The organism is Pseudomonas pergaminensis (genome assembly GCF_024112395.2).
Taxonomy (GTDB): domain Bacteria; phylum Pseudomonadota; class Gammaproteobacteria; order Pseudomonadales; family Pseudomonadaceae; genus Aquipseudomonas; species Aquipseudomonas pergaminensis.
In genome coordinates, this window is sequence record NZ_CP078013.2 from 6,584,432 (window position 1) to 6,609,381 (window position 24,950).

The 24,950-nt window shown below is 57.6% G+C and carries 24 protein-coding genes; 3 read left to right on the forward strand and 21 right to left on the reverse strand.

Going from position 1 to position 24,950, the window contains the following annotated elements; all coding sequences use genetic code 11:
• Positions 1-3 precede the first annotated feature (3 nt).
• From glmS to mnmG, 16 genes are all read right to left on the reverse strand, one after another.
• Positions 4-1,836, reverse strand: coding sequence for a glutamine--fructose-6-phosphate transaminase (isomerizing) (glmS, locus tag KUA23_RS30050; protein ID WP_252993264.1), 1,833 nt, complete (start codon positions 1,834-1,836; stop codon positions 4-6).
• A 10-nt stretch (positions 1,837-1,846) separates the two neighbouring features.
• Positions 1,847-2,614 carry a DeoR/GlpR family DNA-binding transcription regulator gene (locus KUA23_RS30055; protein ID WP_017135115.1) on the reverse strand — a complete coding sequence of 256 codons (768 nt, stop codon included), beginning with the start codon at positions 2,612-2,614 and terminating at the stop codon, positions 1,847-1,849.
• Positions 2,615-2,843: 229 nt separating this feature from the next.
• A complete protein-coding gene (glmU, locus tag KUA23_RS30060; RefSeq protein ID WP_252993265.1) occupies positions 2,844-4,211 on the reverse strand; it encodes a bifunctional UDP-N-acetylglucosamine diphosphorylase/glucosamine-1-phosphate N-acetyltransferase GlmU in 1,368 nt (455 codons plus the stop codon).
• A gap of 123 nt (positions 4,212-4,334) precedes the next feature.
• Positions 4,335-4,751 (reverse strand): F0F1 ATP synthase subunit epsilon, encoded by a 417-nt coding sequence (locus KUA23_RS30065; RefSeq protein WP_015886644.1) that lies wholly within the window; start codon positions 4,749-4,751, stop codon positions 4,335-4,337.
• 44 nt (positions 4,752-4,795) lie between these two features.
• Positions 4,796-6,172: a F0F1 ATP synthase subunit beta gene (gene atpD / locus KUA23_RS30070; protein ID WP_015886645.1), complete on the reverse strand. Its 1,377-nt coding sequence runs from the start codon at positions 6,170-6,172 to the stop codon at positions 4,796-4,798.
• 27 nt (positions 6,173-6,199) lie between these two features.
• Positions 6,200-7,060, reverse strand: coding sequence for a F0F1 ATP synthase subunit gamma (gene atpG / locus KUA23_RS30075; RefSeq protein ID WP_010565870.1), 861 nt, complete (start codon positions 7,058-7,060; stop codon positions 6,200-6,202).
• A gap of 50 nt (positions 7,061-7,110) precedes the next feature.
• Positions 7,111-8,655: a F0F1 ATP synthase subunit alpha gene (gene atpA / locus KUA23_RS30080; protein ID WP_003177064.1), complete on the reverse strand. Its 1,545-nt coding sequence runs from the start codon at positions 8,653-8,655 to the stop codon at positions 7,111-7,113.
• A gap of 21 nt (positions 8,656-8,676) precedes the next feature.
• Positions 8,677-9,213: a F0F1 ATP synthase subunit delta gene (locus tag KUA23_RS30085; protein ID WP_003233569.1), complete on the reverse strand. Its 537-nt coding sequence runs from the start codon at positions 9,211-9,213 to the stop codon at positions 8,677-8,679.
• A 12-nt stretch (positions 9,214-9,225) separates the two neighbouring features.
• Positions 9,226-9,696 (reverse strand): F0F1 ATP synthase subunit B, encoded by a 471-nt coding sequence (locus KUA23_RS30090; RefSeq protein WP_015886647.1) that lies wholly within the window; start codon positions 9,694-9,696, stop codon positions 9,226-9,228.
• A 58-nt stretch (positions 9,697-9,754) separates the two neighbouring features.
• Positions 9,755-10,012 (reverse strand): F0F1 ATP synthase subunit C, encoded by a 258-nt coding sequence (gene atpE / locus KUA23_RS30095; protein WP_002555987.1) that lies wholly within the window; start codon positions 10,010-10,012, stop codon positions 9,755-9,757.
• 133 nt (positions 10,013-10,145) lie between these two features.
• On the reverse strand, positions 10,146-11,015 hold the full coding sequence (gene atpB, locus KUA23_RS30100) for a F0F1 ATP synthase subunit A (protein ID WP_025854397.1): 870 nt from the start codon (positions 11,013-11,015) through the stop codon (positions 10,146-10,148).
• Positions 11,016-11,031: 16 nt separating this feature from the next.
• On the reverse strand, positions 11,032-11,439 hold the full coding sequence (locus KUA23_RS30105) for a F0F1 ATP synthase subunit I (protein ID WP_010565865.1): 408 nt from the start codon (positions 11,437-11,439) through the stop codon (positions 11,032-11,034).
• Between the two features lie 148 nt (positions 11,440-11,587).
• Positions 11,588-12,460 (reverse strand): ParB/RepB/Spo0J family partition protein, encoded by an 873-nt coding sequence (locus KUA23_RS30110; protein ID WP_078050833.1) that lies wholly within the window; start codon positions 12,458-12,460, stop codon positions 11,588-11,590.
• 9 nt (positions 12,461-12,469) lie between these two features.
• A complete protein-coding gene (locus KUA23_RS30115; protein ID WP_010207696.1) occupies positions 12,470-13,267 on the reverse strand; it encodes a ParA family protein in 798 nt (265 codons plus the stop codon).
• 18 nt (positions 13,268-13,285) lie between these two features.
• Positions 13,286-13,930: a 16S rRNA (guanine(527)-N(7))-methyltransferase RsmG gene (rsmG, locus tag KUA23_RS30120; RefSeq protein WP_252993266.1), complete on the reverse strand. Its 645-nt coding sequence runs from the start codon at positions 13,928-13,930 to the stop codon at positions 13,286-13,288.
• Positions 13,927-15,819 carry a tRNA uridine-5-carboxymethylaminomethyl(34) synthesis enzyme MnmG gene (gene mnmG / locus KUA23_RS30125; protein WP_078051012.1) on the reverse strand — a complete coding sequence of 631 codons (1,893 nt, stop codon included), beginning with the start codon at positions 15,817-15,819 and terminating at the stop codon, positions 13,927-13,929. Before mnmG ends, rsmG begins: the two co-directional genes overlap by 4 nt.
• 565 nt (positions 15,820-16,384) lie before the next feature.
• On the opposite strand from mnmG, the gene KUA23_RS30130 reads away from it, so the two are divergent.
• The 3 genes from KUA23_RS30130 to KUA23_RS30140 all read left to right on the forward strand — a co-directional run bounded on the left by KUA23_RS30130 (position 16,385) and on the right by KUA23_RS30140 (position 20,365).
• Complete coding sequence (locus KUA23_RS30130) at positions 16,385-16,891, forward strand: sigma-70 family RNA polymerase sigma factor (RefSeq protein WP_078050835.1); 507 nt, start codon at positions 16,385-16,387, stop codon at positions 16,889-16,891.
• Positions 16,891-17,835: a FecR domain-containing protein gene (locus KUA23_RS30135; protein ID WP_099493281.1), complete on the forward strand. Its 945-nt coding sequence runs from the start codon at positions 16,891-16,893 to the stop codon at positions 17,833-17,835. Before KUA23_RS30130 ends, KUA23_RS30135 begins: the two co-directional genes overlap by 1 nt.
• A 91-nt stretch (positions 17,836-17,926) precedes the next feature.
• Positions 17,927-20,365 (forward strand): TonB-dependent siderophore receptor, encoded by a 2,439-nt coding sequence (locus KUA23_RS30140; RefSeq protein WP_214497121.1) that lies wholly within the window; start codon positions 17,927-17,929, stop codon positions 20,363-20,365.
• 83 nt (positions 20,366-20,448) lie between these two features.
• Here KUA23_RS30140 and mnmE read toward each other — a convergent pair whose 3' ends face one another.
• The 5 genes from mnmE to rpmH all read right to left on the reverse strand — a co-directional run bounded on the left by mnmE (position 20,449) and on the right by rpmH (position 24,377).
• The gene (gene mnmE / locus KUA23_RS30145; protein ID WP_100491835.1) at positions 20,449-21,819 is read right to left on the reverse strand and encodes a tRNA uridine-5-carboxymethylaminomethyl(34) synthesis GTPase MnmE; all 1,371 of its coding nucleotides are present in this window, start codon (positions 21,817-21,819) and stop codon (positions 20,449-20,451) included.
• 79 nt (positions 21,820-21,898) lie between these two features.
• On the reverse strand, positions 21,899-23,581 hold the full coding sequence (yidC, locus tag KUA23_RS30150; RefSeq protein ID WP_078050839.1) for a membrane protein insertase YidC: 1,683 nt from the start codon (positions 23,579-23,581) through the stop codon (positions 21,899-21,901).
• Positions 23,582-23,583: 2 nt separating this feature from the next.
• Entirely contained in the window at positions 23,584-23,829 is a 246-nt protein-coding gene (yidD, locus tag KUA23_RS30155; RefSeq protein ID WP_003213574.1) for a membrane protein insertion efficiency factor YidD, read from the reverse strand.
• Entirely contained in the window at positions 23,822-24,226 is a 405-nt protein-coding gene (gene rnpA, locus KUA23_RS30160; RefSeq protein WP_252994318.1) for a ribonuclease P protein component, read from the reverse strand. The genes yidD and rnpA overlap by 8 nt, the downstream gene beginning before the upstream one ends.
• Positions 24,227-24,242: 16 nt before the next feature.
• Entirely contained in the window at positions 24,243-24,377 is a 135-nt protein-coding gene (rpmH, locus tag KUA23_RS30165) for a 50S ribosomal protein L34 (protein ID WP_003213577.1), read from the reverse strand.
• Positions 24,378-24,950 lie beyond the last annotated feature (573 nt).

The following is a 24,950-nucleotide window of genomic DNA, read 5'->3' on the forward strand; positions in this document are numbered from 1 at the left end:
GGGTTACTCCACCGTCACCGACTTCGCCAGGTTGCGCGGCTGGTCCACGTCGGTGCCTTTGAGCACGGCCACGTAGTACGACAGCAGTTGCAGTGGGATGGTGTAGAGGATCGGCGACAGGGTGTCGTTGATGTGCGGCATGTTGATGACATGAGTGCCTTCACCGTTGGTCATGCCGGCTTTTTCATCAGCGAACACCACCAGTTGGCCGCCACGGGCGCGGACTTCCTGCAGGTTGGACTTGAGCTTCTCCAGCAGTTCGTTGTTCGGCGCCACGGTCACCACCGGCATGTCGTCATCCACCAGGGCCAATGGGCCGTGTTTGAGTTCGCCGGCCGGGTAGGCTTCGGCGTGGATGTACGAGATTTCCTTGAGCTTGAGCGAGCCTTCCATCGCCACCGGGTATTGCGCGCCACGGCCGAGGAACAGGGTGTGGTTCTTGTCGGCGAACAGCTCGGCGACTTTTTCCACGGTGCTGTCCATCGCCAGGGCTTCACCGAGGCGGGCTGGCAGGCGGCGCAGTTCTTCGACCAGGGTGGCTTCGACGCCTTCGGCGAGGGTGCCGCGAACCTGGCCCAGGGACAGGGTCAGCAACAGCAGGCCAACCAATTGGGTGGTGAAGGCTTTGGTAGACGCCACGCCGATTTCACGACCGGCCTGGGTCAGCAGGGTCAGGTCGGACTCGCGCACCAGGGAGCTGATGCTGACGTTGCAGATCGCAAGGCTGGCCAGGAAGCCCAGCTCCTTGGCATTGCGCAGGGCGGCCAGGGTGTCGGCGGTTTCGCCGGACTGGGAGATGGTCACGAACAGGGTATCGGGCTGCACCACCACCTTGCGATAGCGGAACTCACTGGCGACTTCCACCTGGCACGGGATACCGGCCAGTTCTTCCAGCCAGTAACGGGCAACCATGCCTGCGTGGTAGCTGGTGCCGCAGGCCACGATCTGCACATTGCGCACTTTGGCAAACAGTTCGGCGGCTTGTGGGCCGAAGGTATTGACCAGCACCTGGTTCTGGCTCAGGCGACCTTCCAGGGTGCGTTGTACCACGGCAGGCTGCTCGTGGATTTCCTTGAGCATGAAGTGGCGGTACTCGCCCTTGTCGGCCGCTTCAGCGCCGTCGCGGTATTGCACGGCTTCGCGCTCGACGGATTGACCGTTTACGTCCCAGATCTGCACGCTTTCACGGCGGATGTCGGCGATATCGCCTTCTTCCAGGTACATGAAGCGGTCGGTGACTTGGCGCAGGGCCAATTGGTCGGACGCGAGGAAGTTTTCGCCCAAGCCCAGGCCGATCACCAGCGGGCTACCACTGCGCGCGGCAACCACGCAGTCGGGTTGGCTGGCGCTGACCACGGCCAGGCCATAGGCGCCGTGCAGTTCCTTGACCGTGGCCTTGAGGGCGACCGTCAAATCGCCAAGGTCCTTGAGCTTGTGGTTGAGCAGGTGGGCGATGACTTCGGTGTCGGTGTCCGAAGTGAACACGTAACCCAGGCCCTTGAGCTGTTCACGCAGCACTTCGTGGTTTTCGATAATGCCGTTGTGGACCACGGCCAGGTCACCGGAGAAGTGCGGGTGGGCATTGCGTTCGCACGGTGCACCGTGAGTAGCCCAGCGGGTGTGGGCAATGCCCAGGCGGCCTACCAGTGGCTCGCCAAGCAAGGCTTGCTCCAGCTCGCTGACCTTACCCGGGCGGCGCATGCGCTCAAGCTTGCCGGCGTTGGTGAAGACGGCCACACCGGCACTGTCATAGCCGCGGTATTCCAGGCGCTTGAGGCCTTCGAGCAGGATGGGGGTGATGTTGCGTTCAGCGACTGCGCCTACGATGCCACACATGGTGTTTCTCCTAGATGATTGCCGCGCATATCAGCGTAATGCCGCGGGCTTGGATCTGGTCGCGGGCCTCAAGCGGCAGGCGATCATCGGTGATAAGGGTATGGACGCTGCTCCACGGCAGTTCCAGGTTGGGAATCTTGCGGCCGATCTTGTCGGATTCGACCATCACCACCACTTCACGGGCGACCTCGGCCATGACGCGGCTCAGGCCCAGCAATTCGTTGAAGGTGGTGGTGCCACGTTCCAAGTCGATGCCGTCGGCACCGATGAACAGTTGATCGAAGTCGTAAGAACGCAACACCTGCTCGGCAACCTGGCCCTGGAACGAGTCCGAATGCGGATCCCAGGTGCCGCCGGTCATCAACAGCACGGGCTCATGTTCCAGTTCGCTCAAGGCGCGGGCCACGTGCAGGGAGTTGGTCATCACCACCAGGCCGGGCTGATGGCCCAACTCCGGGATCATCGCGGCGGTGGTGCTGCCACTGTCGATGATGATGCGGGCGTGTTCGCGCAGGCGCATGACCGCAGCACGCGCAATGGCACGCTTGTAGGCCGAGATGGGTTGTGCAGCGTCGCCCACCAGTTCCTGGGGCATGGTGATTGCGCCGCCGTAGCGACGCAGCAGCAAGCCGTTGCTTTCGAGGGCAGCCAAATCCTTGCGGATGGTCACTTCCGATGTTTCGAAACGCTTGGCCAATTCGTCCACGCTGACTTCGCCCTGTTCATTGAGCAAGGTCAGGATGTTATGGCGCCGTTGGGGTGTATTTCGTTTCGACATGGTGGCGGTAAGTTTCGTTTCGAAAGATAACGAAGGCAATCAAAACCTATTGGTGAAACGTCGTCAAGTGGGGCGTACAAAATTTTTAGATCAACACAAAACCAATGTGGGAGCGGGCTTGCTCGCGAATGCGGAGTGTCAGTCACTGGAGATGTTGACTGAACCACCGCATTCGCGAGCAAGCCCGCTCCCACATTGGATATTTATCGCTGATCAGATTGTGGATAACTCAGGTCTTTTTGATTTTGACCGGACGCTTCCAGCCATCGATGTTGCGCTGGCGGGCGCGAGCGACGGCCAGTTGGGACTTATCCACATCCTGGTTGATGGTTGAGCCCGCTGCGGTGTTCGAGCCATCTCCGATAGAAACGGGGGCGATCAACGAGTTGTTGGAGCCGATAAATACGTCTTCACCAATGGTAGTCTGGTACTTGTTCGCGCCGTCGTAATTACAGGTAATGGCACCAGCGCCAATGTTGCTGCGAGCCCCAATCACCGCATCACCAAGGTAGGCCAAGTGGCCGGCCTTCGCATCGTCACCCATTTTGGCGTTTTTCAGCTCTACGAAATTGCCCACGTGCGCCCTGGCGCCCATGACGGTTCCGGGGCGCAGTCGCGCAAACGGACCCGCATCGCTGCCCTCCCCCATCACCGCACCGTCCAAGTGACTGTTGGCCTTGACCACCACGCCCTTGCGCAGGGTGCTGTCCTTGATTACGCAGTTAGGGCCAATCACCACGTCGTCTTCGATGACCACACGGCCTTCGAGAATCACGTTGATGTCGATCAGCACGTCGCGGCCGACGGTCACTTCACCGCGCACATCGAAACGCGCCGGGTCGCGCAGGGTCACACCCTGGGCCATCAGGCGACGGCCTTCGCGCAACTGATAGTGACGCTCCAGTTCGGCCAACTGTTTGCGATCGTTGGCGCCCTGCACTTCCATCGGGTCGTGGGGTTGTTCAGTGGCAACCAGCAGGCCATCACTCACGGCCATTTCGATGACGTCGGTGAGGTAGTACTCGCCCTGGGCGTTGTTGTTGGACAGACGGCTCATCCAGTCAGCGAGCTTATTGGCGGGCACTGCGAGAATACCGGTGTTGCCTTCAGTGATGGCACGCTGGGCTTCGCTGGCATCCTTGTGCTCAACGATGGCGGCGACCTTGCCGTCGGCATTGCGTACGATGCGCCCGTAGCCGGTGGGGTCGTCCAGCTCAACGGTCAGCAGGCCCATCTGGCCAGGCACAACGTGCTTGAGCAGGCGTTGCAGGGTTTCCACTTCGATCAACGGTACGTCGCCATACAGGATCAGCACGGTGTCGGCCGTAATGAAGGGGACGGCCTGCGCGGTGGCGTGGCCAGTACCCAGTTGCTTGTCTTGAAGGACGAAATTCAAGTCGTCTGCGGCGAGACGTTCACGCACTGCATCGGCACCGTGACCGATCACCACGTGAATGCGCTGGGGGTCGAGCTGTCGGGCGCTGTGGATAACATGACCCAGCATGGAATTGCCCGCAACCGGGTGCAGCACCTTGGGCAGGGCCGAACGCATGCGGGTGCCCTGGCCTGCGGCGAGAATGACGATTTCAAGAGACATGAATGGCTACCAATCCTGGGCGGTCCGGCTTCAGACCTGAGAAGTGTTTTGCAAAAAAAGAAAAAGGGTAGCCGAGGCTACCCTTTTTAATCAATCGCGCATGAAGCATGACGGCATGGCCGCTTACTTCTTGCGGATCTGCTGGAGCGTGCGCAGCTGAGCTGCAGCCTCGGCCAGACGTACAGCAGCAGCGCTGTAGTCGAAGTCCGCGCCCTTTTCGTTCAGGGCCTTCTCGGCAGCCTTGACGGCTTCCTGAGCGGAGGCTTCATCCAGGTCGCCAGCACGTTGCACGGTGTCGGCAAGTACCTTGACCATGTTCGGCTGAACCTCGAGGAAACCACCAGAGATGTAAAACACCTCTTTTTCCCCGCCTTGCTTGGTCAGCGTGATAGGACCTGGCTTCAAGCTGGTGATCAACGGCGCGTGGCCCATGGCAATACCCAGGTCACCCAGGTCGCCGTGTGCAATCACCATTTCTACCAGACCGGAGAAGATTTCCCCTTCCGCGCTGACGATATCGCAATGGACTGTCATAGCCATCTGATTGCCTCAACCTGATGAGCGCCCGTTGCCGGGCGCTTGGATTACAGTTTCTTGGCTTTCTCGATCGCTTCTTCGATGCCGCCGACCATGTAGAACGCTTGTTCTGGCAGGTGGTCGTAGTCACCGTTGAGGATGCCTTTGAAGCCAGCAATGGTGTCTTTCAGGGAAACGTATTTACCCGATGCACCGGTGAAGACTTCAGCCACGAAGAACGGCTGCGACAAGAAGCGCTGGATCTTACGAGCGCGGGATACCAACTGCTTGTCGGTTTCCGACAGCTCGTCCATACCCAGGATCGCAATGATGTCCTTCAGTTCTTTGTAACGCTGCAGCACGTACTGAACGCCGCGAGCGGTGTCGTAGTGCTCCTGGCCGATCACGTTCGGGTCCAGCTGGCGCGAAGTCGAGTCGAGTGGATCGACCGCTGGGTAGATACCCAGGGAAGCGATGTCACGGGACAGTACGACGGTGGCGTCCAAGTGGGCGAAGGTGGTCGCTGGCGACGGGTCGGTCAAGTCATCCGCAGGTACGTATACCGCTTGGATCGAAGTGATCGAACCTTCCTTGGTCGAAGTGATACGTTCTTGCAGAACGCCCATCTCTTCAGCCAGGGTCGGCTGGTAACCTACTGCCGAAGGCATACGGCCCAGCAGTGCGGATACTTCGGTACCGGCCAGGGTGTAACGGTAGATGTTGTCGACGAACAGCAGAACGTCGTTACCTTCGTCACGGAACTTCTCGGCCATGGTCAGGCCAGTCAGTGCTACGCGCAGACGGTTTCCCGGCGGCTCGTTCATCTGACCGTAAACCAGTGCCACTTTGTCCAGAACGTTGGAGTCCTTCATCTCGTGGTAGAAGTCGTTACCCTCACGAGTACGCTCACCCACACCGGCGAACACGGAATAACCGCTGTGCTCGATGGCGATGTTACGGATCAGTTCCATCATGTTTACGGTCTTGCCTACACCGGCACCACCGAACAGACCGACTTTACCGCCTTTGGCGAACGGGCAAACCAGGTCGATAACCTTGATGCCGGTTTCCAGCAGATCGTTGCCGCCCGCTTGTTCGGCGAACGAAGGTGCTGGACGGTGAATGCCCCAGCGCTCTTCGGTGTCGATCGGGCCAGCTTCGTCAATCGGGTTGCCCAGTACGTCCATGATCCGGCCCAGGGTCGCTTTACCGACCGGTACGGAGATGGCAGCGCCAGTGTCGACAACGTCCAGACCGCGCTTCAAGCCTTCGGTGGAACCCATCGCAATGGTACGAACTACGCCGTCGCCCAGCTGCTGCTGAACTTCCAGAGTAGTTTCCGCGCCTTGTACTTTCAGCGCGTTGTAGATGCTCGGTACGCTGTCGCGTGGAAATTCCACGTCGATAACGGCGCCGATGATTTGAACGATACGTCCGCTACTCATAGCTGGATCCTCTGAATATTTGAACCGTTAAACCGCGGCAGCGCCGCCGACGATTTCCGAGATCTCTTGGGTGATCGCAGCCTGACGCGCCTTGTTGTAGATCAGCTGCAAATCGCTGATCAGATCACCGGCGTTATCGGTAGCGTTTTTCATCGCGATCATCCGCGCCGCTTGTTCAGCTGCGTTGTTCTCGACCACCGCCTGGTACACCTGCGACTCCACGTAGCGCACCATCAAGCCGTCAAGCAGCTCTTTGGCGTCTGGTTCGTAGAGGTAGTCCCAGTGGTGCTTGAGTTCCTGATCCGGAGTCGCCACCAGTGGAATCAATTGCTCCACGGTTGGCTGCTGGGTCATGGTGTTGATGAACTTGTTGGATACCACGGACAGGCGGTCAATCCGGCCTTCCAGGTACGCATCCAGCATCACCTTCACACTGCCGATCAAATCATTGATCGACGGCTCTTCACCCAGGTGGCTGATAGCTGCAACGACGTTACCGCCGAAGTTGCGGAAAAAGGCCGCACCCTTGCTACCAACAACACACAGATCGATCTCGACGCCGTTTTCGCGGTTTACCGCCATGTCCTTGACCAGGGCCTTGAACAGGTTGGTGTTCAAACCACCGCACAAACCACGGTCACTGCTCACAACCACATAACCCACACGCTTTACTTCGCGGTCGATCATGAACGGGTGGCGGTATTCCGGGTTGGCGTTGGCCAGATGCCCAATTACCTGGCGGATACGCTCCGCATAAGGACGGCTAGCAGCCATGCGCATTTGTGCCTTGCGCATTTTGCTGACCGCCACTTTTTCCATGGCGCTGGTAATTTTTTGCGTGCTTTTGATGCTCGCAATCTTACTGCGAATCTCTTTTGCGCCTGCCATGTAACACCTATCAGGTTAGCAAGCGGGAGCCTTGCGGCTCCCGCTGCGGCTTACCAGGTTTGGGTGGCCTTGAACTTCTCGATACCGGCTTTCATGCCAGCGTCGATATCGTCATTGAAGTCACCCTTCACGTTGATCTTCGCCATCAATTCGGCGTGATCGCGGTTGAAGTAAGCAATCAGCGCTTGTTCAAAGCTGCCGACCTTGGCGATTTCAACGTCGGTCAGGAACCCACGCTCAGCGGCATACAGCGACAACGCCATGTCAGCGATCGACATTGGGGCGTATTGCTTCTGCTTCATCAGCTCGGTAACGCGCTGACCATGCTCAAGTTGCTTACGGGTCGCTTCGTCCAGGTCAGAAGCGAACTGGGCGAATGCCGCCAGTTCACGGTACTGAGCCAGAGCGGTACGGATACCACCGGAGAGCTTCTTGATGATCTTGGTCTGAGCGGCACCACCCACACGGGATACCGAAACACCGGCGTTCACTGCAGGGCGGATGCCCGAGTTGAACATGGCCGATTCCAGGAAGATCTGACCGTCGGTGATGGAAATCACGTTGGTCGGAACGAACGCGGAAACGTCGCCAGCCTGGGTTTCGATGATCGGCAGTGCGGTCAGGGAACCGGTTTTGCCGGTCACTGCGCCGTTGGTGAACTTCTCTACGTACTCTTCGGAAACGCGGGATGCGCGCTCCAGCAGACGGGAGTGGAGATAGAACACGTCGCCTGGGTAAGCTTCACGGCCTGGTGGACGGCGCAGCAGCAGGGAAATCTGGCGGTAAGCCACTGCTTGCTTGGACAGATCGTCATAAACGATCAGCGCGTCTTCACCGCGGTCGCGGAAGAATTCACCCATGGTGCAACCGGAGTACGGTGCCAGGAATTGCAGCGCAGGAGATTCCGAAGCACTGGCAGCCACGATGATCGTGTTGGCCAGGGCGCCGTTTTCTTCCAGCTTGCGAACCACGTTGGCGATGGTCGATTGCTTCTGACCGATCGCTACGTAGACGCAGAAAATGCCGCTGTTCTTCTGGTTGATGATCGCGTCGATCGCCAGAGCGGTTTTACCGATCTGACGGTCACCGATGATCAGCTCACGCTGGCCACGGCCGACTGGGATCATGGCATCGACAGCCTTGTAGCCAGTCTGTACAGGCTGGTCTACCGACTTACGCCAGATCACGCCTGGAGCAACTTTCTCGACCGCGTCGGTCTCGGTGTTGCCCAGTGGACCTTTACCGTCAACAGGGTTACCCAGTGCGTCGACTACGCGACCCAGCAGTTCCTTACCAACCGGAACTTCCAGGATGCGGCCTGTGCACTTGGCGCTCATGCCTTCAGCCAGACTGGTGTACGCGCCCAATACAACGGCACCTACGGAGTCTTGCTCCAGGTTGAGGGCCATACCGTAGACGCCGCCCGGAAACTCGATCATCTCGCCGTACATGACGTCGGCCAGACCGTGAATCCGCACGATGCCGTCAGATACGCTGACGACAGTGCCTTCGTTACGGGCTTGGGAGGTCACATCGAGCTTGTCGATGCGGCCCTTGATAATTTCACTTATTTCGGAAGGATTGAGTTGCTGCATTGCTCTGCTGCCCCTTCAAACTCAAGATTTCAATGCTTCGGCAAGGCTCGCGAGTTTGCCGCGAACCGAGCCATCGATAACCAGGTCGCCGGCGCGAATGACAATGCCCCCAATGAGGGATCTGTCTTCCGCAACTTGCAGGCGCACTTCCCGGTCGAGTCGTGCACTGAGAACCTTGGCGAGTTTGTCTTGCTGTTCTTGGTTCAATGCAAAAGCACTGGTGACTTCAACGTCTACCGATTTCTCTTGCTCGGCCTTGTACAGGTCGAACAGAGCGGCAATCTCCGGCAAAAGCGGGAGACGGTCGTTTTCGGCAACGACATTGATGAAGTTCTGCACTTTCACATCAAACTTGTCGCCGCACACTTCAATAAAAGTGGCGGCCTTGTCTGCGCTCGTCAGGCGCGGGGCCTTGAGCACGCGCTGCATGGTGTCGTCTTGCGACACTGCTGCAGCCAGGCCGAGCATGGCTGACCAAGAGGCCAGCTGCTGGTGGGCCTGGGCGTGCTCGAAGGCTGCCTTAGCGTAAGGTCGGGCCAACGTGGTCAGTTCTGCCATGATCGCCCTCGCTTAAATTTCAGCAGCCAGTTTGTTAACCAGCTCCGCGTGCGCGTTTTGATCGATTGTGGCACCGAGGATCTTCTCAGCACCGCCGACCGCCAGAGCACCCAGTTGGGCACGCAGCGCGTCTTTGACGCCGTTCAGTTCCTGTTCGATCTCGGCATGAGCCGAAGCCTTCACACGGTCAGCTTCGACGCGGGCTTTTTCAACAGCCTCTTCGACGATCTGGTTACCGCGTTTCTTGGCTTGCTCAATGATTTCAGCTGCCTGTGCTTTAGCATCGCGCAGTTGATGACCCACTTTCTCTTGGGCCAACTCCAGGTCGCGAGCTGCACGGCTGGCAGCGTCCAAGCCATCAGCGATCTTCTTCTGACGTTCGTGCAAAGCCGCGATGACCGGAGGCCACACGAACTTCATGCAAAACACTACAAAAATGAAGAACGCAACGGATTGGCCAATCAGGGTTGCATTAATGTTCACGCCAACACCTCGCTCATTCGTTGTCCATCACTCCAATCAACTCGAAAAATTCGAGTGATTAGCCAGCGAGTTGACCAACGAAGGGGTTCGCGAAGGTGAAGAACAGAGCGATACCAACGCCGATCATGGTCACGGCGTCGAGCAGGCCGGCGACGATGAACATTTTAACTTGCAGCATTGGAACCATTTCTGGCTGACGCGCAGCGCCTTCCAGGAATTTGCCGCCCAGCAGGCCGAAACCAATGGCAGTACCCAGGGCGCCCAGGCCGATCAACAGTGCAACAGCGATAGCGGTTAGACCAACTACAGTTTCCATCTTTCCTCCCGACTTTTACGTCGTATGGTTTAGGTTTTTTAGATTTTAAAGCGGTAAAACAAATCGTTTCATAGCCCTGGTGGGCCACCTTCCCGTTTCACCGGGAAGGACATCAGACTAGTCGAGACTGGTCTTAATGGTTCTCTTCGTGCGCCATCGACAGGTAGACGATGGTCAGCATCATGAAGATGAAGGCCTGCAGGGTGATGATCAGGATGTGGAACACCGCCCACGCCCACTGCAGAACCACGCCCAGGCCGCTAAGCCAGAGCAGACCGCTGCCGAACATCACAGCGATCAGAATGAACACCAGCTCGCCGGCATACATGTTGCCGAACAGTCGCAGGGCCAGGGAGATCGGCTTGGCGACCAGGGTCACGAACTCCAGCAGGAAGTTCACCGGGATCAGCAGTGCTTGAACGAAGATGTTCTTGCTGCCGAACGGGTGCAGGGTCAGTTCGCCGATGAAGCCGCCGATGCCCTTGACCTTGATGCTGTAGAAAATGATCAACGCAAACACCGACAGGGCCATGCCCAGGGTGGCGTTAGGGTCTGTGGTCGATACGGCACGGAATGGAATGTGCGCATCGCCGGTGATCAGGATGGCCAGCTGAGGAATCCAGTCGACCGGGATCAGGTCGACGGCGTTCATCAGGAACACCCAGACGAAGATGGTCAGTGCCAGCGGTGCAATCACCGGGCTACGGCCATGGAAGCTGTCTTTCACGCTGCCATCGACGAATTCGACCAGTACTTCAACGAAGTTCTGCAAGGCACCTGGCTGACCGGACGTTGCCTTCTTTGCCGCCATGCGGAAAATCAGGACGAAGATCAGACCCAATGCGACCGACCAGCCCAGAGTATCCAGGTGGAAAGCCCAGAAGCCCATTTCTTTGGCCTCTGCTGCGGAGTGGGCAAAGCCCCAGCCGCCATTAGGAAGCTGACCGAAGGTCAGGTTCTGCAAGTGGTGCTGGATATAGCCCGAAGCGGTTGTTTCTGCCATGGTTGCCTCAAACGCCCTAAGGTTTCGAAAGTCTTGTTTTCATTAGCAGGGGAGCGAACCAGCTGACCAGTTGGGTCAACACGAAGACGCCGAATACAGCCAGCGGCGCCAATGGCTTCACACCTGCAAAGGTCAGTGCAAACAGCACTGCCGTCAAAATCAGTTTCCCCGCCTCGCCGGCATAAAAGGACCGGACGATAGCCTGGGCTGCTCGGGCGCCGGAAAACCGAAAGGCCCTGTGAGCAAAATACATATTGGGCAGCAAGGCTATCAGGCCTCCGCAGAGTCCTGAATATCCGGCTACGACTCCATGCCAATACCAAAGCGCCAACGCGGCGATCAGCAGAATGACAAATTGAGCCAATAAAACCGGGAAAACGGCCAAGCGATGGAACGGCAACGTGTTTGGCGTGCGGGTTTCCATCACTCTTGCTCCTCAATGGTCGGCTGCCGGAAATCAATAACTTGGCATAATTTGTGCCGACAAAATGCGCGCAGAGTATAGGGGCGGTTCTGCCCCTATTCAACTGCCGGGTAGTGATTTCCGATCACGCGCTACATAAGCAAATGTTTCAGCGGATGTGGGCAAGGACGCCCTGAAGCTCATCGAGAGAGTTATATCCGATGACTAATTGCCCTTTGCCTTTCTTACCGTGGCGAATTTGCACCGCAGAGCCCAGGCGCTCGGCCAAGCGCTGCTCGAGACGTGCGATATCCGGATCAGGTTTGGCCGCTTCGACCGGTGCGGGTTTACCGCTCAGCCACTGACGAACCAGGGCCTCGGTCTGACGAACGGTGAGCCCCCGTGCGACAACGTGTCGCGCCCCTTCAACCTGTTGATTTTCCGGCAAACCGAGCAATGCACGGGCGTGGCCCATCTCCAGGTCGCCATGGGACAACATGGTCTTGATGACTTCCGGCAGCGCGATCAGGCGCAGCAGGTTGGATACGGTCACGCGGGATTTACCCACTGCCTCAGCCACTTGTTGCTGGGTCAGTTGGAATTCCTGCTGCAAACGCTGCAGGGCGATGGCCTCTTCGATCGGGTTGAGGTCTTCGCGCTGGATGTTCTCGATCAGCGCCATGGCGATGGCGGTTTCATCCGGCACATCGCGCACCATCGCGGGGATGGTTTCCTTGCCGGCCTGCTGGCTCGCGCGCCAGCGGCGTTCACCGGCGATGATCTCAAAGCGGCCGCCACCGATCGGGCGCACGACGATCGGCTGCATGACGCCCTGGGCCTTGATCGAGTTGGCCAGTTCTTCCAGCGCCTGGGGGTCCATGTCCCGGCGTGGCTGGTATTTACCGCGCTGGATCAGGTCCAGCGGCAGGTGTTGCAGCTCGCGCTCGTCGGCCTGCACCGCTTGTTCTTCAAGCGATGTGACGGTCGGACCACTCAACAGTGCATCCAGACCACGTCCTAGACCTCGTTTCTTGACGGCCATGGGGATTCCTTAAGTTGGCTGGGCTGCAGCGGTGCGTGAGTTGCGGCGCTGGCGACGAACCATCTCGCCAGCCAGCGCCAGGTAGGCGATGGCACCACGGGATTGTTTATCGTACGCCAGGGCCGGCATGCCGTAGCTCGGGGCTTCGGCCAAGCGGATGTTGCGCGGGATCACCGTGTCATACAGCTGATCGCCGAAGTGTTCCTTGAGCTGCGCCGACACATCGTTCATCAGGCTCAGGCGCGGATCGAACATGGTGCGCAACAAACCTTCAATTTGCAGGTTAGGGTTGAGCAACTCGGCGATGCGCTTGATGTTATCCACAAGGTCGCTCAAACCTTCCAGCGCGTAGTACTCGCACTGCATGGGGATAATGACCCCATCGGCAGCCACCAGCGCGTTCAACGTCAGCATCGACAGTGACGGCGGGCAGTCGATCAGAATGTAATCGTAATTCTCGCGGATCGGCGCCAAGGCGCTGCGCAGACGACTTTCTTTCATCTGCATTTCCAGCAGCACCACTTCCGCCGCGGTCAAGTCGCGGTTGGCCGGCAACAGTTGGTAACCGCCGTGCTCGGAGTAGTGCATGGCTTGGGCCAGGTCGCACTCGCCAATCAGCAAGTCGTAGACCGAGTTTTCCAGGCCGTGTTTATCCACACCGCTACCCATGGTGGCGTTGCCCTGTGGATCGAGGTCGATCAGCAGCACCCGACGCTTGGTAGCGACCAGGGAAGCTGCGAGGTTGATGCAGGTGGTGGTTTTGCCCACGCCACCTTTCTGGTTCGCTATCGCGAATACCTTAGCCATTCTTGCTTGTGTTCCCAATCATGCCGTGCGGCGCAGTATCAGCAGATGGCGTTGGCCTTGGCAACCGGGTACGGCCAAGGCGTGTTCGCTATCGAGGTGGAAGTCTGCCGGCAATGCTAACAGCTCATCGCTTGGATGGACGCCCTTCATTGCCAGCCAGCGTGTATCGCGGTCGCCCAGGTGGCGGGTCCAGTTGCTGAAGTTCTCCATACTGCTGAACGCCCGGGACACAATTCCGTTGAAAGGCTGTTCAGGCGTGAAGGCTTCGACGCGGCTGTGGATAACGTTCAGGTTGTCCAGCTTGAGTTCGAGTTTGACCTGGGTCAGGAAGCGGGTCTTCTTGCCGTTGCTGTCCAGGCACGTCACTTGCGACTCGGGAAACAGGATTGCCAGCGGAATGCCGGGCATGCCACCGCCACTGCCTACGTCGAGCCAGCGACCGTTTTCGATAAACGGCATGACGCTCAGGCTGTCGAGCAGATGGCGTGACACCATCTCGTTGGGATCGCGCACTGCAGTCAGGTTGTAAGCCTTGTTCCACTTGATCAACAGGGCCAGGTAGCCCAGTAGCAATTCGTGCTGGACAGGGGTCAGGTCGACACCCAACTCGCGTGCACCTGTGGATAACTCTTCGGCGTGTTGCGAGGTGACCAACGAACTCAAGCGCTTTGCTCCAACTGACGGCCCGCGCCGCGTTTTTTCAAATGGATCATCAACAGCGAAATCGCTGCAGGGGTAACACCGGGGATACGTGAAGCCTGGCCCAGGGTCTCTGGCCGAGTTATCCCCAGCTTGCTTTGAATTTCCTTCGACAGCCCGGAAATCCCGGAGTAGTCGATATCCACAGGCAGCTTGGTGTTTTCACTGGCGCGCAGGCGGGCGATCTCGTCCTGTTGGCGGTCAATGTAACCGGCGTATTTGGTCTTGATCTCGACCTGCTCGGCAACCTGTGGGTCTTCTGCACCCTGGCCTGTCACTTCGACCAGACCAGCGTAGTCGATTTCCGGACGGGACAGCAGGTTCAGCAAGTTGTATTCGTGGGTCAACGGTGTGCCGAATTTTTCGGCAATCGCGTCGCCTTGCTCGGTGCCCGGGCGGACCCAGGTGCTTTTCAGGCGCTGTTCTTCCAATGCAATGCTTTCGCGTTTTTTGCAGAAGGCGGCCCAACGGGCGTCATCGACCAGGCCCAGTTCGCGACCTTTCTCGGTCAGGCGCAGGTCAGCGTTGTCTTCACGCAGGATCAGGCGATATTCCGCCCGGGAAGTAAACATCCGGTACGGTTCCTGGGTCCCCAAGGTAATCAGGTCGTCGACCAATACACCGATGTACGCTTCATCGCGACGCGGGCACCAGCTGTCTTTGCCCTGTGCGCGCAATGCTGCGTTGGTACCGGCCAGCAAACCTTGGGCGCCAGCTTCTTCGTAACCGGTGGTGCCGTTGATTTGCCCGGCGAAGAACAGGCCGCCGATCACTTTGGTTTCGAGGCTGTACTTCAGGTCACGCGGGTCGAAGTAGTCATACTCGATGGCGTAGCCCGGACGCACGATGTGCGCGTTTTCCATGCCGCGAATCGATTGCACGATCTGGATTTGCACGTCGAACGGCAGGGAAGTGGAAATCCCGTTTGGGTACAGCTCGTGAGTGGTCAAGCCTTCGGGCTCGATGAAGACCTGGTGGCTTTCTTTGTCGGCAAAGCGGTGGATCTTGTCTTCGATCGACGGGCAGTAACGCGGGCCGATGCCTTCGATCACCCCGGAATACATCGGCGAACGATCAAGGTTCGCGGCAATGATTTCGTGGGTGCGGGCATTGGTGTGGGTAATCCAGCAGCTCACCTGTTTCGGGTGCTGCTCCTTGGAGCCCATGAACGACATGACCGGGATAGGTGTATCGCCGGCTTGCTCGGTCATCACCGAAAAATCCACAGAACGCCCGTCGATACGCGGCGGGGTCCCGGTTTTCAGGCGGCCGACACGCAGCGGCAATTCACGCAGTCGTTTTGCCAGGGCAATCGACGGCGGATCACCGGCACGACCCCCGGAATAATTCTGCATACCGATGTGGATAAGTCCGCCAAGGAACGTACCGGTGGTCAACACCACGGATTCTGCGAAGAAACGCAGGCCCATTTGCGTGACAACACCGCGTACCTGGTCCTGCTCGACGATCAGGTCATCGGCGGCTTGTTGAAATATCCACAGGTTCGGCTGGTTTTCCAGGGTTTCGCGCACCGCAGCCTTGTACAGAATGCGGTCGGCTTGTGCCCGAGTGGCCCTTACGGCCGGGCCCTTGCGGCTGTTGAGCACGCGGAATTGGATACCACCTTTGTCGGTAGCCATGGCCATTACGCCGCCAAGGGCGTCGATTTCCTTGACCAGATGGCTTTTGCCGATCCCACCGATGGCAGGGTTGCAACTCATGGCGCCGAGGGTCTCCACGTTATGCGTCAACAACAGGGTTTTTACGCCCATGCGTGCTGACGCCAGTGCTGCCTCGGTACCGGCATGACCGCCGCCGATGACGATCACTTCAAAACGGGAAGGGAAATCCACCACGCACCTCGTGCCTGCTTATGTAGGTAATTAGGAATTGATTGATTGAGCTGGTTTTAGAGCTTTGGCGGCAAGTATAGGGACTTAGCCCTTCCTAAAGAACCCTTTGCACAAAATTTAACCAGCTGTGGATGAATCACAGACAATAGAAATTAAAAGAGAGAAATTTATTAAATCTTTGTTTTTATGTTTATTTCTACTGAACCCTATTTCTGTGGATAGATCTACGCAGGCCTTTATCTACGGTATGTACAGCGATTCAAAAGTCTGTGGTCATGTGCCAATGAGGCCCTTGGATAAGTGCTTTAAGCCTGTGGATTAAACGTGTGGTTATCCACAGAGGGGTTTTTGCTCAGGTTTCAGGCCCTGTTATCAACTGGGCACAGGGGCGGTTATTCACAGGGCTTAATCCACAGAAATCGGTGATGCTGTCTGTATTCGGTCCACGACAACGCCAACAGAAACCTCCACTCGGTGATGAGCCCAGCAAAAAAGAGATCTATTGTGAGAAAACGACAGGGCAGTTAATAATAGCGATTATCATTAACCTACCTTGTCATGCCCTATGTCCCCTTCTTCACACACGGCTGCGGTCCAGAACATCTATGAGCAGCACCATTCCTGGCTGCACGGGTGGCTCAAAGGGAAGTTGCATAACGCCTGCGATGCGGCCGATGTGGCGCACGACACGTTCGTGCGCATCCTGGGCGGGCGGCATGCGGGGCAGATCGTTGAACCGCGAGACTATTTGGCGACCATTGCCAGGGGCTTGGTGATTGATCGTTACCGTCGACATGCCATCGAACAGGCCTATAAGCAAACCTTGGCCGAACGGCCTGAAGCCATAGCCATCAGCGAAGAAGACAAAGCCATCATCATCGAGACGTTGGTGGCTGTGGATAAAGCCTTGTCGGCACTCGGCGAGCGAGCACGGCGGATATTTATGCTGTCGCAGATCGAGGGCCTGACTTATCAACAGATTGCCGATCAGCTTCAGGTTTCACTGACCACGGTGAAGAAACACATGATCCGTGCATTGACCGAATGCGCATTGATCATGGCCAGCTTGTAATGGCGGCGCCGGATCGCAAAACCTTTGAGGCCGCTGCCAGTTGGTATGTGCAGTTTCAATCCCAAACCCCTACCGCCGCCGAGCGTCAAGCCTGGCAACAATGGCTAAACGGCGATCCGTCCCATCAGGCCGCGTGGAACCAGATGGAGCAGTTGCAGCGCAGTCTCGGCGCCCTGCCCCAGGATTTCACCCGCCGCGCCTTGTCGACCGGACAGCAACGACGCCAGGTGTTGAAGTGGATGCTGGTGCTGGGCGGTACCGGGTACCTCGGCTGGAATGTCCAGCAACACACGCCCCTGGCCAATGTATGGGCCGACTACCGGACGTCCGTGGGAGAGCGCCGGCGTATCGAGCTGGCTGACGGTACACGGATTGATCTGAACACCCGTACGGCAATTGATGTGGTATTCGATGGGCGCCAGCGTTTGATTCGCCTGCGTGAAGGTGAAGTACTTATCCACACCGGCAAGCGGGGTGGCCAGACGCCCTTTTATGTCGAGACCCGCCAAGGCCGAATCCAAGCCTTGGGCACCACCTTCACCGTGCGTCAGTTGCCAGACTCCACACGTGTCGGCGTCCTCGAGGATCGGGTGAGCGTAGCGCCTGGTGACCAACCCAATCACGCGCGGCTACTCAGTGCCGGTGAAAGCGCTGACTTCGATCGCCAACACGTGGGGCTTAACCACGCGTACCGCGGCTCACAAGCGGCGTGGGTCGATGGTCAGTTGATCGTATTGGACGCTCGCCTCGGGGATGTGATCGAAGACCTCGCCCGCTACCGCCCGGGCGTCCTGCAATGCGACTTGGCGTCGGCACGCCTGCGTGTCTCCGGGACCTTCCGCCTGGATTCCACTGATGCGGTACTGGCCAATCTGCAGGCAACCCTGCCGATCCAGGTGAAGTACTTCACCCGCTATTGGGTTTCAGTGAAACGAATCGGTTGATTGCAAAAAATATCCGCACAATGGTTATCTTTTTCTGACCTGACACGGCCCTACAGGTAATCACGACGCCACCTTCAGGGCTTATCCACTTATGCGCCTCCCTTCCAAGCTCCGCCAGCGACTTTCCTACCACGGTATGACGTGCAGCCTGCTACTCGGCACGGCAGCCACCGGCGGTATTTTATTATCCACTGATGTCCTGGCCGCCAGCGCGGTGCAGCACTACGCTATTGCGGCGGGGCCCCTGGACAATGCGTTGAGCCAATTTGCCGCTCGGGCGAATGTGATTCTATCTTTCTCGCCCCAGCAAACCGCGCGTTTGAACTCGACCGGGCTTGAAGGCGAGTATTCGGTAGAGCAAGGCTTTGCGCTGTTGCTGCAGAACTCGGGGTTACAAGCGGTAGCCCAGGCGCCCGGCAGCTATGTCCTGCAGGCCGTTCCTGCTGGGCAACTCACGCTTGCGCCCACCACCGTCAGCACTTATCAACAAGACGGTTTTAACCAGGAGATCGCCGGGGATGTGGGCTACAAGGCACAAAACAGCCGCGTCGGTACCAAGACCAGTACGCCTCTGTCAGAAACACCGCGTTCGGTATCCGTAGTCACCGGTCAGCGCATCAAGGACCAGAAGTCACAGACCCTGACGGAAGTGTTGGGCTACGTGCCAGGTATCTTTGCGCCACCCTTTGCTGCCGGCGACGGTCTGGCGGGTGACCTGTTCTTCATTCGTGGTTTCAATGCCACCGATTATGGCTACGGTTTGCTGCGAGATGGCCTACGTGTACAAGGCAATCGGTATGACACCACCAGTGAGCCGTATGGCCTGGAGCGCGTCGAAATCTTCCGTGGCCCCTCTTCCCTGCTCTACGGCGAAAACGCACCTGGCGGTTTGGTGAACCTGGTGAGCAAGCACCCGACAGCCACGCCGCAGGGTGAAGTCCAGCTGGGGTATGGCTCCAATAATCGGCGTCAGCTGGGTGTGGATATCTCGGGGCCGCTCAATGACAGCGGCAATATTCTTGGCCGGGTTGTGATGCTCGGTCGCAAATCCGACACGCAGACCGACCATGTGCCAGATGATCGCCTGTACATCGCGCCATCACTGACCCTGAATTTCGACGACTACAACACCCTTACCCTGTTGGCTAATTATCAAAAGGACCACACCAATCTCGAACTTGGCCTACCGGCTGCCGGCACCTTGCTGACAAATCCCAATGGCAAGCTATCCAAGCACACCATGCTCGGCGACCCGGACTGGAACACATTTGAACGCGAAGCCTGGAGCACCGGTTACGAATTCAGCCACAGCTTCAACGACGATTGGCAGTTCCGCCAGAACTCGCGGTATATGCAGTCGCGCATCAACCGCCATGAAACTTGGCCCAGCGCGCTGAATAACCGCGGGTTTGGTACGCAACTGAACATGACCGCCTATGACCGCTACAACAAGTCGATGGTGTATTCCCTGGATAACCAGTTGGAAGGCAAATTCCAGGTAGGCGGCCTGGAAAACACGGTGCTGTTGGGTGCCAGCTATGACCGCACTTCGTTCAATCAGGATTGGGACGCCGGTTTCGCCGGCACCATCAATGTGTATAACCCCGTGTATCTGCGTGATCCGCTTACGCCGGTGGCAGTGCAAAACACCTTGCTCGAGCAGCAGATGAAGGGCGTTTATGCACAGATCCAGAGCAAGTACGACCACTGGCTGTTCCTGCTGGGTGGCCGTCAGGACTGGGTCGACAGCGATTTCCGCGACAAGGTCAACAAGGCCAGTAACACCGGCTCGGAAGACCGCAAGTTCACCTACCAAGGCGGGGTGATGTACCAGTTCGACAACGGCCTGACGCCGTACGTCAGCTACTCCACCGCATTTGTGCCGGTGCAGCAGATCTCCAATGCCGGGTCACCGCTGAAGCCGATTACCAGCAGTCAGTACGAAGTGGGTGTGAAGTACGAGCCGATCGGCTGGGATACGGCGATGACCCTGTCGGTGTATGACCTGCGCAAGGAAGACGACACTTACCTCGACGCCACCACCAACAGTTATCGCCAGGTGGGCGAAAGCCGGGCCAAAGGTGCGGAAGTCGAGGTGAACAGCAACATCACGCCCAACCTGAATGTGACGGCCGCTTACACCTACACTGACGCTCGGATTACCAAGGATTCGGCTACATCGCTGGTCGAAGGGCACCAGATGACGGGGGTTCCACGCAACCAGGCTTCGGTATGGGGCAAGTACCGCTTCCTTGATGGCCAACTCAAAGGTTTGTCTCTGGGCGGCGGTGTGCGTTATTTCGACAGCACCTTTTCCTACACCGCGCCAACGCTCTACGGGAAGTTGGATGCAGGCAGCGTAACCTTGGTGGATGCAGCCGTTGGCTATCAAATCGATAAACATTGGTCTGTGGATGTGAACGCCAAGAACCTGTTCGACAAGGAATATGTATCTGGTTGCAACGACGCGGGCCGCTGCTATTGGGGGGACAGCCGCACGCTGCTTGGGACGGTTTCGTACAACTGGTGATGGGTGAGGGCCTGAAGAATGTGGTGTTCTTCAGGCCGCTATCGCTGCCAAGCCAATGCCTGCTGGGCGTGTGGATAACTTTTTTATTTGCCGATGCAGAAGCTGGAAAAGATCCGGCCCAACAAATCATCGGAGCTGAACGCACCGGTGATCTCTCCTAACAGCTGCTGCGCCTGACGCAGATCCTCCGCCAGCAGCTCCCCTGCCCCCGCTAAGGTCAGCTGTGCCCGGCCGTGCTCCAACGCTGCGCTCGCGTGGCGCAACGCCTCCAGGTGCCTACGGCGCGCACTGAAGCTGCTTTCCGAGGTCTGCTCGTAGCCCATACAAGCCTTGAGGTGCTCGCGCAGCAGTTCCAGGCCTTCACCCGCCGACTTGGCGCTCAGGCTAATCGTGACGTGGCCATCCGCGCTGGTTTCCATCGCAATGACTTCACCCGTCAAGTCGGCTTTGTTGCGAATCAAGGTGACCTTGGCCGGGTCCGGCCGTTGCTCAAGGAACTCCGGCCATAACGCGAAAGGATCCACAGCCTCGGGCGCCGTCGCATCCACTACCAGCAGAACTCGATCCGCTTCGCCGATGGCCTTGAGCGCGCGTTCCACGCCGATCTTTTCCACCTGGTCATCGGTGTCGCGCAAACCGGCGGTGTCGACCACGTGCAGTGGCATGCCGTCGATGTGGATATGTTCGCGCAGGATATCCCGGGTGGTGCCGGCGATCTCTGTAACGATGGCGGCCTCACGGCCCGCCAGCGCATTCAACAGACTGGATTTGCCTGCGTTGGGCCGTCCAGCAATCACCACCGTCATGCCGTCACGCAGCAGCGCACCTTGCCCGGCTTCACGCAACACTGTGGATAACTCGTCACGGACTTTATCGAGCATCGCCAAGACATGGCCATCGGCGAGGAAATCGATTTCTTCCTCGGGAAAATCAATCGCCGCCTCGACGTATATGCGTAGGCTGATCAGTTGTTCGGTCAGGTTATGCACACGTAGCGAGAACGCGCCCTGCAGCGAGCGCAGTGCGTTGCGTGCAGCCTGTGCAGAACTGGCTTCGATCAAATCAGCAATGGCCTCAGCCTGGGCCAGGTCGAGCTTGTCGTTGAGAAAGGCGCGTTCGCTGAACTCCCCAGGCCTGGCCAAGCGGCAGCCCAGTTGCAGGCAACGCTGCAGCAACATATCCAGCACAACCGGGCCGCCGTGGCCCTGCAATTCCAGGACATCTTCCCCGGTAAAGGAATTGGGCCCAGGGAAATAAAGGGCCAAGCCTTCGTCCAGCACCGTTTCGTCTGCATCCAGGAACGGGCCGTAATGGGCATACCGCGGCTTCAACTCGCGACCGCTGATAGCCTTGGCTGCAACGCTTGCGAGCGGCCCGGAAATTCTAACGATACCGACACCTCCGCGACCCTGAGCGGTAGCGACAGCAGCGATGGTTTCACGAGGAGCGCTCATCAGCAGGTTCCAGAACTAAAGTGACGGAAAGCAAAACGCCCCACTAGGGGGCGTCTTGAGTGGTTATCCACAGAGTAAATTACGCCGCGGCTTTTGCGGTAGCCGCTTCGATTTTACGTGTGATGTACCACTGTTGAGAGATCGACAACACGTTGTTGACCACCCAGTACAGCACCAGACCAGCAGGGAACCACAGGAAGAAGAAGGTGAAGATGATTGGCATCATTTTCATTACCTTGGCCTGCATCGGATCCGGCGGAGTCGGGTTCAAGCGCTGCTGGATAAACATGGTCGCGCCCATGATGATCGGCAGGATAAAGAACGGGTCTTTGATCGACAGGTCAGTTATCCACAGCATGAACGGTGCCTGGCGCATTTCTACGCTTTCCAGGAGAACCCAGTACAGCGACAGGAACACCGGCATTTGCACAAGAATCGGCAAGCATCCACCCAGCGGGTTGATCTTCTCTTTCTTGTACAGCTCCATCATGGCCTGCGACATTTTCTGCCGATCATCGCCGTGTTGTTCTTTCAGCGCCGCCAGTTTCGGTGCTACGGCACGCATGCGCGCCATCGACTTGTAGCTGGCTGCCGACAGTGGGAAGAAGATCCCCTTGATCAGCATGGTCAGGAAGATGATCGAGAAGCCCCAGTTACCCACAATGCTGTGGATATGTTGCAGCAACCAGAAGATCGGCTGGGCGATGAACCACAGGAAGCCGTAATCCACAGTCAGTTCCAGACCTGGGGACAACTCTTTCAGCACAGCCTGGCTTTTCGGGCCGGCGTACAGAGTAGCGCTGGTTTCAGCCTTGGCACCGGGTGCGACGGTCAACGCCGGGCCCGTAAAGCCAATGATGTAGTTGCCTTGGCTGTCCTTGCGGGTTTGAACCAGGTTTGCATCACCCTTGTTCGGGATCCAGGCGGTCACGAAGTAGTGTTGCAGCCAGGCTACCCAACCACCTTGGACGGTCTCTTTCAGCGAGCCCTTGTCGATGTCTTTCATCGACACTTTTTTGTACGGCTCGTTACTTGTCCACAGGGCAGCGCCCAGGTAAGTCGCGGTGCCGGTGGCAGTGCTGGAAGAAGGATCGGAACTGGCGTCACGCTTGAGCTGGGCAAAAAGGTTGCCGCTCCATGGTTTGTCGCTTTCGTTGTCGATCAGGTAAGTGACCTTCAAGTCGTACAGACCACGGGTGAAGCTGAAGCGCTTGATGTAATTGACGCCGTCGAGGCTGAATTTCAGGTCGACGTTCAACTGGTTCTGGCCATCAGCCAGTTGATAAGTCTTTTGTTCGGTCGAATAAACCGGACGACCGGTAGCACGTGCATCCGGACCATTGGTGCCGGTCAGGCCGCTTTGCGCCAGATAAGTACGTTCACCGCCGTTATCGAACAGTTGGAACGGAACATCCGGATGGTCTTGGCGACGTGGATACAGCGGCAGTTTCAACTGCGCGATATCACCACCTTGTGGGTCGATAGCCAGGTCGAGCACATCCGTTTTTACGTGGATGAGGTCTTTATTGGTGACCACTGGCGTTTCTAAAGGGGCGCTTGTCTCGCCATTCGCGCTGGGAACATCGGCACTCGCGGACGCATTGTTACCCAGCGGGGTGTCCGGAATAGCCGGCGCAGCCTGGTTGGTAGCAACATTCTGAGTCGGCAGGGCAGCCTGGCCGTAGTCCTGGTTCCACTTAAGAACCATGACGTAGGACACGATTGCCAGGGCGACGATCAGGATCGTGCGTTTAATATCCATGATTACTCGGCCATCGAAGAAGAACGGGAGGTAGGGATAGGTGGAACCGGGTCATAACCACCGGGATTCCACGGATGACAGCGACCTAAACGACGAAAGGTCAGCCAGCCACCGCGCAGAAGACCATGGTTTTCTATGGCCTCTAACGCGTAGCAGGAACAACTGGGGTAGAAACGACAGTGGTTGGCCATCAGAGGACTAATGGCATAGCGATAAAACTGGATCGGAACGAGGGCCAGTTTACGCATCAAGGCTGTCTACCCCTACAGTTTCGGTGCTGACTGCTGGTGCTGGCTTGTTGGTACGCGCCAAACGTTTCCAGAGCTTGCCGAAATGCTGAATCAATTCGGGGTTTTCTACGTCTCCCAAGCCTTTGCGCGCGACGATAACAACATCCCAACCAACCAGAGTGTCCTGGTGGAGGCGAAACGATTCGCGCATCAGACGCTTGAGGCGATTGCGCTCAACGGAGAGCTTTACGCTCTTCTTGCCGATCACCAGCCCGAGTCGGGGGTGATCAAGATCGTTGTTACGCGCAAGGAGCAGGAGATTTTTCCCCGGAACCTTGCCGGTGGGGGAGTCAAAGACTGCCTTGAAATGCCGGGGGGTTAGCAGACGCTTTTCCCGACTGAAGTCCTGACTCACCACCAGTACCGGATTATCAAACTGCCAGACGCGCACGACCTTTGGCGCGACGACGCGACAGGACAGCACGGCCGTTCTTGGTAGCCATGCGAGCACGGAAACCGTGGGTGCGGGCGCGTTTGATGGTGCTTGGTTGGAAAGTACGTTTCATGGCGTTGTTACCTGGTTCGTCCACAACGGGCCGGAATGGCCCCCGTTTTAAGAGACCGGCGATTCTAGTGAAAGCAAGCCTCTAGGTCAATTTCCAACCAGCTTTTCCTTTAATTAGATCTCCACAGGCCATCCGGTCATTTCTGCCCGCCAGGCTTTCACCGGTCATTGGATAAATATAAAAATAAAGAAGGAAGTTATTTAAAGCTTTTCTGTAAAGCTTATAAAAGCTAGGCAGGACTTCATCTGTGGATAACTGCCTTGAGGCCATATTCCACCTGATGTACAGAGAATGACAACACGGGGGAGAAACGGTGCTCTGCCTGTGCTGCGCTGTCGGATAAGCTGTGTGTGGAATGGGTTGTTATCCACAGGCCAGTTACCCACAGACTTTCGACCCCACTTGTACAACGACCTTAGGTAGGCTTATCCACAGAGCTTATGCACAGACCATTGGTCGCCTTTATTACTGTTAAGACGTTGATTTTGGCCGGCCTGTGATCAAGCTACATGTGGATAAGTGGACGGCTCGCCGCTACAATGGCGGCTGTTTTTGCCTCACCGGCTTTCAACT

Excerpts from the sequence above, each read along its gene's own strand:
- yidD (WP_003213574.1), bottom strand. The coding sequence starts at position 23,829 with ATGCGTAAACTGGCCCTCGTTCCGATCCAGTTTTATCGCTATGCCATT.
- atpE (WP_002555987.1), bottom strand. The coding sequence starts at position 10,012 with ATGGAAACTGTAGTTGGTCTAACCGCTATCGCTGTTGCACTGTTGATC.
- KUA23_RS30055 (WP_017135115.1), bottom strand. The coding sequence starts at position 2,614 with ATGTCGAAACGAAATACACCCCAACGGCGCCATAACATCCTGACCTTG.
- KUA23_RS30135 (WP_099493281.1), top strand. The coding sequence starts at position 16,891 with ATGGCGGCGCCGGATCGCAAAACCTTTGAGGCCGCTGCCAGTTGGTAT.
- KUA23_RS30065 (WP_015886644.1), bottom strand. The coding sequence starts at position 4,751 with ATGGCTATGACAGTCCATTGCGATATCGTCAGCGCGGAAGGGGAAATC.
- KUA23_RS30110 (WP_078050833.1), bottom strand. The coding sequence starts at position 12,460 with ATGGCCGTCAAGAAACGAGGTCTAGGACGTGGTCTGGATGCACTGTTG.
- KUA23_RS30130 (WP_078050835.1), top strand. The coding sequence starts at position 16,385 with ATGTCCCCTTCTTCACACACGGCTGCGGTCCAGAACATCTATGAGCAG.
- KUA23_RS30085 (WP_003233569.1), bottom strand. The coding sequence starts at position 9,213 with ATGGCAGAACTGACCACGTTGGCCCGACCTTACGCTAAGGCAGCCTTC.
- rpmH (WP_003213577.1), bottom strand. The coding sequence starts at position 24,377 with ATGAAACGTACTTTCCAACCAAGCACCATCAAACGCGCCCGCACCCAC.
- mnmE (WP_100491835.1), bottom strand. The coding sequence starts at position 21,819 with ATGAGCGCTCCTCGTGAAACCATCGCTGCTGTCGCTACCGCTCAGGGT.
- atpB (WP_025854397.1), bottom strand. The coding sequence starts at position 11,015 with ATGGCAGAAACAACCGCTTCGGGCTATATCCAGCACCACTTGCAGAAC.
- KUA23_RS30105 (WP_010565865.1), bottom strand. The coding sequence starts at position 11,439 with ATGGAAACCCGCACGCCAAACACGTTGCCGTTCCATCGCTTGGCCGTT.
- KUA23_RS30115 (WP_010207696.1), bottom strand. The coding sequence starts at position 13,267 with ATGGCTAAGGTATTCGCGATAGCGAACCAGAAAGGTGGCGTGGGCAAA.
- KUA23_RS30140 (WP_214497121.1), top strand. The coding sequence starts at position 17,927 with ATGCGCCTCCCTTCCAAGCTCCGCCAGCGACTTTCCTACCACGGTATG.
- atpD (WP_015886645.1), bottom strand. The coding sequence starts at position 6,172 with ATGAGTAGCGGACGTATCGTTCAAATCATCGGCGCCGTTATCGACGTG.
- atpA (WP_003177064.1), bottom strand. The coding sequence starts at position 8,655 with ATGCAGCAACTCAATCCTTCCGAAATAAGTGAAATTATCAAGGGCCGC.
- atpG (WP_010565870.1), bottom strand. The coding sequence starts at position 7,060 with ATGGCAGGCGCAAAAGAGATTCGCAGTAAGATTGCGAGCATCAAAAGC.
- glmU (WP_252993265.1), bottom strand. The coding sequence starts at position 4,211 with ATGTCTCTTGAAATCGTCATTCTCGCCGCAGGCCAGGGCACCCGCATG.
- yidC (WP_078050839.1), bottom strand. The coding sequence starts at position 23,581 with ATGGATATTAAACGCACGATCCTGATCGTCGCCCTGGCAATCGTGTCC.
- glmS (WP_252993264.1), bottom strand. The coding sequence starts at position 1,836 with ATGTGTGGCATCGTAGGCGCAGTCGCTGAACGCAACATCACCCCCATC.